This is a genomic window from Candidatus Desulfatibia sp. (genome assembly GCF_036446775.1).
Taxonomy (GTDB): domain Bacteria; phylum Desulfobacterota; class Desulfobacteria; order Desulfobacterales; family UBA11574; genus Desulfatibia_A.
Window position 1 is genome coordinate 1 of the sequence record NZ_JAZFTO010000027.1, and the last position, 7,916, is coordinate 7,916.

The following is a 7,916-nucleotide window of genomic DNA, read 5'->3' on the forward strand; positions in this document are numbered from 1 at the left end:
ATGTTTCAGGAAATTAATGCGGCCAGGAAGTTGCTGGAACTGCCCGAACACGCAACCATGGAAGAAATCAAGGCGAACTACAGAGCCCTCGTCCAAAAATGGCATCCGGACCGCTGTGAAGGCGATAAAGAAAGGTGCAAAGAAATGACAGCCAGGATTATTGCTGCCTACAGGCTCATTAACGATTATTGCAGAAACTACAAATTCTCTTTTTCCAAAGAAGAAGTCAGCAGATATGTTTCCGCTGAGGAATGGTGGTTTGATCGCTTTGGCGGCAGTCCCCTGTAGGGCAATGATCAGAAACCGAAAAAACCGTAAATGCAAAGAAGCTTATGTGATGAAAAGTGCCTAAAGCTTAAAATACCGTAAAAAATTAGCCACGGAGGCACAAAGGCACAAAGAAAGTGTGTTGTCATTTGTAACTGAAAAACAGCCAAATACCCCATGACAATTGACGACTGACAACTGACAATTGACGACTGACAACTGACAAATGACGACTGACGAGTGACGACTGACGAGTGACGAGTGACGACTGACGAGTGACGACTGAAAAGTGACAAATGTTATTGTCGATGTATAATTTCGGCACTATTGACTTAATACAGGGATGCATCATGATTTTCGGATACAGCACCAATGCATTTGTTAAATTCACACTTTTCGAATCGTTAGAAAAAATAGCCGGATTGAATTTCCAAGGTGTTGAAATTATGTGCGATCGCCCCCATCTTTACCCTCCGGACTTTGATACGGAAAAGATGGCTCGGCTCAAAAAGATCCTAGAGCAACACAACCTGAAAGTGACCAACCTAAATAGCTTTACTCTTTTTGCTGTTGGGGATACCTACCTTCCCTCCTGGATTGAACCCCAAAAGGATAGACGTGAAATCCGCATCCAGCATACCCTTGAAAGCCTGAAAATTGCAGACACACTGGGATGCAAAAACATATCCGTTCCTCCCGGGGGGCCTTTAGGCAGTATGTCAAGGGATGGGGCGATGTCTCTGTTTCACCGGGGTCTGGCAAGAGCAATACCGCTGGCGGAAGAGTTGGGAGTAAAAATACTGGTTGAACCCGAGCCGGATCTGTTGATTGAGAACTCCGTGGAGTTCAAGTCTTTTATTAAGGATGTCAAGTCAGCCGCAGTGGGATTAAATTTTGATATAGGACACTTTTTCTGTGCCGGCGAAGACCCTTCAGCGGCCTTTGAAGAACTTTTTGAATGGGTGGGGCACGTTCATCTGGAAGATATTGTTGCAAGTAGAGTTCACAACCATCTGATTCCAGGTTTAGGGGCCGTTAAATTCCTTGATACCTTCAGGGCCATGGTAAGACTCGAATATCGAGGAGACATTAGCTTGGAGCTTTATCCGTATGAAGATGTTCCCGAGTTTGCCGGCCGGGAAAGCCTCGCTTACTTAAAGCCCCTATTTCAAGAATCCGGTTTGCCGATAAAATGATGATGAAAGAATCAAAATGGCTCGATCAAGATGACAGCCTTAATCGACTCAGTGCGCATCAAAGCCGCCGGGAAACGACCTACTTGGGATATCGGGAAGTATCTATGGATGAAAAAGCCCGACATGTTTTGCAGCATTTCAATAAGGTTGCCCGCAGATACGATCTGATGAACACGCTGTTGAGTTTCGGAATTCATCACTTGTGGAAGCATGCGGCCGTCAAGATGCTGGAGTTGAATCCGGGGGACCGGGTTCTGGATGTATGCGGCGGCACCGGCGATCTGGCTTTTCTGGCCGGCAGAGTTGTGGGGCCGGGCGGTCAGGTGATCGTATATGATATCAACCGGTCCATGATCGATGTAGGCCGGCATAAGGTAAGCGGCGGCGCGTCCGGAAAACATATCAGATTTGTGCAGGGAGATGCGGAACATATTTCTTTTGCGGATAAATATTTTGAAGCCGCCATGGTAGGTTTCGGAATCCGTAATGTCCCCCGTATGGATCAAGGGTTCCGGGAGATGTATCGCATACTGAAGCCCGGGGGCAAAATAATGTGCCTGGAATTTTCAAAACCGACAGCGCCCCTGTTCCGGCAGCTTTATGATATCTATTCTTTTCATGTCATGCCCTTGCTTGGCGGAATTATTGTGGGGTCCCGCAGGGCCTATATGCATCTTGTCGAATCGATACGCACGTTCGTCCTGCCCGGTGAGTTGACGGCCATGATAGAACAGGTGGGTTTTTCACAGGTAACAACCCGCAACCTCACCAACGGCATCGCGGTTATCCATATGGCCGTCAAAGATTGACACGCATTCTATGGCAATTCTCAAAATAACGTTCCGTCTTCGCCGCCAGACAATTTCGTTTAGATCGGCAAGAACTCGCAAATAAAAGCGCGTAAAAGCGAACATGGCTATGGCTTTAAAAATGATAGTGTCGCAATACGATTTTATTTGCCAAATTGAAGCACTTTGATGATGTTCGCTTTAACGCGCTCTAATTTGCTCAGACAGCTTCCCGACCTAAACGAAATCATCCGGCGGCTTACTAAAAATATGAACGAAAGCGAATCAATCGGAACATATTTATGGGAATCGCTATAAACGATAAGCGGGAGTGGCGATGAAACTGAATTGGGCTGAGCGCTGGGTGGTCAACAACCCGCTGAGGGTTTTCCAACAGCAGATCGAAATAGCATGGTTTAAGCGCATGATGCCGCTGGCGCCGGGGAAAACAGTTCTGGAAATGGGCTGCGGCCGCGGAGCCGGTGCGAAACTCATCCTCAGAACATTTCAGCCCGCCGGTCTTCATGTCCAGGACCTGGACATCAAGATGATTGTAAAGGCCAAGCAATATCTTGGCGGGGCTGAACTGAAAAAGATATCTCTGTCCGTGGGGGATGCCGTTCGACTCCCCTTTCAGGCGGACAGCTTAGATGCAGTTTTCGGATTCGGCTTTTTACATCATGTTCCGGATTGGCGCAGCGTTCTTGCAGAGATATCCAGGGTTTTAAAAACCGGCGGTCTCTATTATTTCGAAGAGCTTTACCCGGGGCTTTATCAAAACGTTATCACTAAACATATCCTGCTGCATCCTGAACACGATCGTTTTTCCAGCCATGATCTGCGCCAAGGACTGGATAAAACGAGCTTAATCATCAAGCATGTTTTTGAATTAAGAAAAATGGGAATTTTGGGCGTGGCTGCTAAAGAGGATGGACACTAATTAAGCCCTTTTCCCCAAGGTTATTGATAAGTTAACATTATTTTGCAAAACAACTTGAAAAAACCGGTTAATGGTAATATTTGTTCCTGGCAATGACTAAAGTTTTTACTAAAACTGCTGCATACGATTATAAAACGCTAAAGCCGATAATCTTTGAAATGATTGACGCTATGGGAGAAGGTCTGATCCCAGAGCAATCCCGGGTACTAATCAAACCAAACTTGCTTTTACCCGCCAAACCTGAAACCGCCATTATCACGCATCCCAATGTTGTCAGGGTCGTGGCCGAATATGTGCTGAGCAAAGGTGCCCGCCCTTTAATTGCAGACAGTCCGGCCATGGGGTCGTTCGAAAAAATAATGAAAGAGGGCGGATATTATCAAACATTTAAAGATCTGGATGTGGATTTTAAAGCATTTAAAAAATCGGTAAAGGTAGATATCGGTAAGCCTTTCGGGCGTATCGAAATCGCCAGAAAAGCGGTTGAGGCGGATGTCGTCATCAACCTGCCCAAACTAAAAACCCATACGGGAATGCTCCTTACGCTGGGGGTCAAGAATCTTTTCGGCTGCATAGTCGGTTTAAGGAAACCAAAGTGGCACCTCAGAAGCGGGGTGGACAGGGATATGTTCGCCAGGCTGCTGCTGCAGATTTATCAGGCTGTAAACCCGGCGATTACCATTGTCGACGGCATCTTGGCCCTCGAAGGGCAGGGTCCGGGGAAAAGCGGTATTCCGCGGCATTTGGGAATACTTGCCGGCGGCAGAGATGCGTGTGCCGTTGACATGGCAATCTGCAGCATATTAGGCGTAGATGCGGATGAACTTCCCACGCACAAGGCGGCCAAGATTTTAGGGTTGGCCGGCGATGCGGTTTATATCAGCGGAGACTTTAATATTGTTCAAAATTTCAATCTGCCGGATAAAGCACCGCTGACCATGGGGCCTAAACCGCTTCAAAGATTCATGCGAAAGCATTTGCTCCAGAGGCCGGAAGTCGACGACCTTCTTTGCAGATTATGCGGGGAGTGCCGGAAATATTGCCCGGCAAAGGCCATCAGTCAAGAGGCAGAAACCCTCGATTTTGATTATGACAGGTGTATCCGCTGTTACTGCTGTATAGAAATTTGCCCCCATGGAGCCCTGCGTGCGACCGAGACCACGGCCGGCCGGGTTCTGCGAAATCTTTCGATATTAAAATAACAAATAAAAATGCTTTTGTAAAAAAGCCGTTTTTCCGGCTTATTGCGAGACCTCCAAGACTAATACCTCAATTGAGTTAAAACTCAATGTGTCAGTTGTTTGTTGTCCGTTGTCAGTTGTAAATCTAACTCGATTTATCCGGCGTTATGATGATGCTTTGGCGGAAGATTTATAAATCAAGACTTTAATTCCTCTAAATTAGCTACGGACAACAGACAACGAACAACGGACATCGAGCGTTTCGCTCGATTAGGGTAATAGTGTTATTTGACATTACGGTTACTTTTATGTATCTATTTGCAAACGAACGTTTGCTAAACACGAGGGGGTAAATATGATTAACAAGGTAATTTTAGTGGGCAACCTTGGCAGAGATCCTGAAGTAAGCTATACACCGAGTGGCATGGCGGTTGCAAAATTCAGTATAGCAACTTCCAATAGATGGAAAGATAAAGATAGCGGGGAGATGCAAGAGCGCACGGAGTGGCATCGCATTACTGCTTTCGGGAGGTTAGGAGAAATATGTGGCGAATATCTTTCAAAAGGAAGCCAAGTATACATTGAAGGTCGGCTGCAGACCAGTTCGTGGGAAAAGGACGGTGTCACAAGATACAGCACTGATATTATTGCAAACGAAATGAAGATGCTTGGGTCCAAAAGTTCCGCGGATGTATCCCCGCAACCTGAACCTCCCCATACTCCAGAATACTCGGGTCCGCCACTTCCGGATAGAGAAGATGATGATATTCCTTTTTAAATTTGATTTCCGCGCTGCTTTCAGCGCGGAAATCAAATGAAGAAATTACGATTTTATTTTTCAAGTTTTTCTTCAAACTTTTCGTCAAGTTTTTGAGTCTCTTTTTTTTCAGGTTCGGATGTGGCGCCCTTGAAATTCTTGATGGCTTTGCCCATACCCGCTCCTATTTCCGGGAGTTTGCCGGCTCCAAAAATTATCAAAATAATTACAAGAATGATAATAAGTTCCGGCATTCCAATTCCAAACATATTTTCCTCCTATTAATCGGATCTGGTCTCTTTGAGTTCTTGCAGAAGCTGTACAAACTCTTTTGATTTTAAATAGCGGTCAATGATACCCTGATAATCGATCCATCTCCGCCAGGCTTCAAGCCAGACCTCGTTATGCCAATAGCAGCTTGGATCGCCCCTGCCATGCAGGCGTTCGATGTAATCGATATATTCTTCGCTGCAGCCCTCACAAAAACGGTAGGGGACTCTGATTTTGTCTCTTTCAGACATATTATCACGTTCATCCGGATTAATCTGTGTGCCGCATTTCTCACACTTGAAGGCGCAGTGGGCACACTGAAAAGCCTTCTGCACCGCTAAAAGCTTACGTTTTCGATTTAATGCAGCTTTTTTGTCTCTGGAGTACTGCCGTTTATTGTTAAAATGGATAATGTTAGCCATGATAGACATATTTTGCTTGAAAAGATAGAATCTCCAGTAAATTTGTTATATAACACCAGGTAATTTAAGTGTCAATCTATTAGACCGCACCTTCAGAAAACGTTAAAGCAGATTCTAAAAGTGTTTCAATGATGAAAGAAATTGTTCATGAGATAGGCGGGTAAAGTCTTGTAATGCATTATAACTCATGATAATCTTAATGAATTCATAAAAAGTCGAATTCATCGCGTTTTAAGTTTTAGGTGTGAGGTGGTTTTTGAATTTTAGAGAGGATCTTGAGTGATGGAAAAATTTCAGCCAAACGGTCTTCCGCTCCTGATTGGAAGCCTTCCCATGGATGACCATGATGAAGCCTTCAACCTTGTGTTGGAGCACACGCCCCAAATCCCGTTGTGGATTCAGCTTCCGGTTTATAAACAGGAGGGGATGACTGCTCAGTTTCTGCCGGGATTTCCCGGGCTTGTAACCGTAAACGACAAGTCCTTTATCGATACGACAGTTGATGATTTTGACAATCAACTTCTATATTTCTACGAGGAGTATCTGGCGGTAATAGAAGGGGAGACGGATCTTGAAGATTCCCGTTTTACCCTGACCACCGCTACTGCCAGGGGTTTTTTTACGCTTTTGGACAGGATCGAAACTCTCGACGATACCCCGGCAGCACTCAAAGGTCAAATAACCGGCCCCATAACCTTCGGGTTGGGAGTGACCGATCAGAACGGTAAGGCCATTTTTTATAACGAGCAGGTGCGAGATGCGGCCGTGAAGCTTTTGGCTCTGAAAGCCAAATGGCAGGTCAGGATGCTTTCAAAATTGAAACTCCCGGTAATCATGTTTTTCGATGAGCCCGCTCTGGCCGGCTTTGGGTCATCTGCGTTTATCAGTATGTCACGTGAAGAGGTCGCGGCCTGCCTGGACGAAGTGATTGGTGCCGTTCATGACGAAGGGGGCCTTGCAGGTATCCATGTTTGCGCCAATTCCGATTGGTCCGTTATATTGGATTCGCGCACTGATATTGTCAGTTTTGATGCCTATTCCTATTTTGACAAGTTCATCCTTTATCCGGATCATATTAAGACTTTTATGGAATCCGGCGGCATCCTGGCCTGGGGAATCGTACCGACCTCGAATCCCGATGACATAGAAAAAGAGAACGTCGATTCTTTGTCGGCGGCGTGGCAGGACCAGGTTCGGGCGGTTGCGGCCCTTGGCATTGAACCGTCAAAGATACTGGCCCAGTCTCTGATCACTCCGAGTTGCGGGGCGGGTTCTCTGAGTCTTGATCTGGCAACAAAGGTGCTTATGTTGACCAAGGAAGTATCGGAAAACATACGAAATCAGGGCTAAGCAAACTCTAACCCTGAGCAGGTGGAACCAAAAAATATTTGCCACAAAGGCACAAAGACACAAAGGATATATTTATTATTCATTCTTCGTGCCTTAGTGGCAATAAAAAAATATGAGGTTTTGAATGTTAAACAAATCTACAGATCAAAAATTTTCAGGAGCTTCCCGGTACATACTCGATGATGAACTGGCCAGCATCGTCAACGTTTCCATGGCCCTCGAAATGCCGCTGCTTTTGAAAGGTGAACCGGGTACCGGCAAAACCATGCTGGCCCATGCTGTTGCCGAGAGCCTGCGAATGCCACTGATTGTGCTGAATGTAAAGTCAAGCATGAAGCTGGTTGACACGCTTTATCAGTATGACACCCTGACCCGTCTGAATGACAGCCGCTTCGGTGATTCCAGCAGGGATGTCAGTAATATTGAGGAGTATATCAAGATGGGGAAGATCGGTCAGGCCTTTACATCGGAAACCAGGACCGTTCTTTTGCTCGACGAGATCGACAAGGCGGATACCGATTTCCAGGATGATATGCTGGACGTCCTGGACCAGATGGAATTTGACATCATTGAGATTGACAAGACCGTGAGGACCAGGCATCGTCCGGTAATCGTGATTACTTCCAATGCCAAGAAAGACCTGTCGGATCCCTTTCTGGGTCGCTGCAATTTTCATCACATCGCCTTTCCGGATCCGAAAATGATGCGCCAAATCGTTGCGGTTCATTTCCCGGACATCGACTCC

Annotated in this window: 10 protein-coding genes; 8 read left to right on the forward strand and 2 right to left on the reverse strand. The window is 46.1% G+C overall.

Going from position 1 to position 7,916, the window contains the following annotated elements:
- The 6 genes from V3S16_RS01165 to V3S16_RS01190 form a co-directional block, all read left to right on the forward strand.
- Positions 1-288: J domain-containing protein (locus V3S16_RS01165; protein WP_413882842.1), on the forward strand; the 288-nt coding region annotated here is incomplete at its 5' end.
- Between the two features lie 329 nt (positions 289-617).
- On the forward strand, positions 618-1,463 hold the full coding sequence (locus tag V3S16_RS01170) for a sugar phosphate isomerase/epimerase family protein (protein WP_413882843.1): 846 nt from the start codon (positions 618-620) through the stop codon (positions 1,461-1,463).
- Positions 1,460-2,272 (forward strand): bifunctional demethylmenaquinone methyltransferase/2-methoxy-6-polyprenyl-1,4-benzoquinol methylase UbiE, encoded by an 813-nt coding sequence (gene ubiE / locus V3S16_RS01175; protein WP_413882844.1) that lies wholly within the window; start codon positions 1,460-1,462, stop codon positions 2,270-2,272. The genes V3S16_RS01170 and ubiE overlap by 4 nt, the downstream gene beginning before the upstream one ends.
- A gap of 316 nt (positions 2,273-2,588) precedes the next feature.
- On the forward strand, positions 2,589-3,191 hold the full coding sequence (locus tag V3S16_RS01180; RefSeq protein ID WP_413882845.1) for a class I SAM-dependent methyltransferase: 603 nt from the start codon (positions 2,589-2,591) through the stop codon (positions 3,189-3,191).
- A 92-nt stretch (positions 3,192-3,283) separates the two neighbouring features.
- Positions 3,284-4,393, forward strand: coding sequence for a DUF362 domain-containing protein (locus V3S16_RS01185; protein ID WP_413882846.1), 1,110 nt, complete (start codon positions 3,284-3,286; stop codon positions 4,391-4,393).
- 334 nt (positions 4,394-4,727) lie between these two features.
- The gene (locus V3S16_RS01190) at positions 4,728-5,150 is read left to right on the forward strand and encodes a single-stranded DNA-binding protein (RefSeq protein ID WP_413882847.1); all 423 of its coding nucleotides are present in this window, start codon (positions 4,728-4,730) and stop codon (positions 5,148-5,150) included.
- A 53-nt stretch (positions 5,151-5,203) separates the two neighbouring features.
- Here V3S16_RS01190 and tatA read toward each other — a convergent pair whose 3' ends face one another.
- Both tatA and V3S16_RS01200 read right to left on the reverse strand, forming a co-directional pair.
- Positions 5,204-5,398, reverse strand: coding sequence for a twin-arginine translocase TatA/TatE family subunit (tatA, locus tag V3S16_RS01195; protein WP_413882848.1), 195 nt, complete (start codon positions 5,396-5,398; stop codon positions 5,204-5,206).
- Between the two features lie 12 nt (positions 5,399-5,410).
- The gene (locus tag V3S16_RS01200) at positions 5,411-5,821 is read right to left on the reverse strand and encodes a hypothetical protein (RefSeq protein ID WP_413882849.1); all 411 of its coding nucleotides are present in this window, start codon (positions 5,819-5,821) and stop codon (positions 5,411-5,413) included.
- Positions 5,822-6,103: 282 nt separating this feature from the next.
- On the opposite strand from V3S16_RS01200, the gene V3S16_RS01205 reads away from it, so the two are divergent.
- Entirely contained in the window at positions 6,104-7,171 is a 1,068-nt protein-coding gene (locus V3S16_RS01205) for a hypothetical protein (RefSeq protein ID WP_413882850.1), read from the forward strand.
- Between the two features lie 124 nt (positions 7,172-7,295).
- The coding region (locus V3S16_RS01210; protein ID WP_413882851.1) for an AAA family ATPase at positions 7,296-7,916 on the forward strand (621 nt) is incomplete at its 3' end.

Bases quoted from the DNA above. Each gene is read 5' to 3' on its own strand.
- V3S16_RS01170 (WP_413882843.1), top strand. From the start codon at position 618: ATGATTTTCGGATACAGCACCAATGCATTTGTTAAATTCACACTTTTC.
- V3S16_RS01180 (WP_413882845.1), top strand. From the start codon at position 2,589: ATGAAACTGAATTGGGCTGAGCGCTGGGTGGTCAACAACCCGCTGAGG.
- V3S16_RS01205 (WP_413882850.1), top strand. From the start codon at position 6,104: ATGGAAAAATTTCAGCCAAACGGTCTTCCGCTCCTGATTGGAAGCCTT.
- V3S16_RS01200 (WP_413882849.1), bottom strand. From the start codon at position 5,821: ATGGCTAACATTATCCATTTTAACAATAAACGGCAGTACTCCAGAGAC.
- V3S16_RS01190 (WP_413882847.1), top strand. From the start codon at position 4,728: ATGATTAACAAGGTAATTTTAGTGGGCAACCTTGGCAGAGATCCTGAA.
- tatA (WP_413882848.1), bottom strand. From the start codon at position 5,398: ATGTTTGGAATTGGAATGCCGGAACTTATTATCATTCTTGTAATTATT.
- V3S16_RS01185 (WP_413882846.1), top strand. From the start codon at position 3,284: ATGACTAAAGTTTTTACTAAAACTGCTGCATACGATTATAAAACGCTA.
- ubiE (WP_413882844.1), top strand. From the start codon at position 1,460: ATGATGATGAAAGAATCAAAATGGCTCGATCAAGATGACAGCCTTAAT.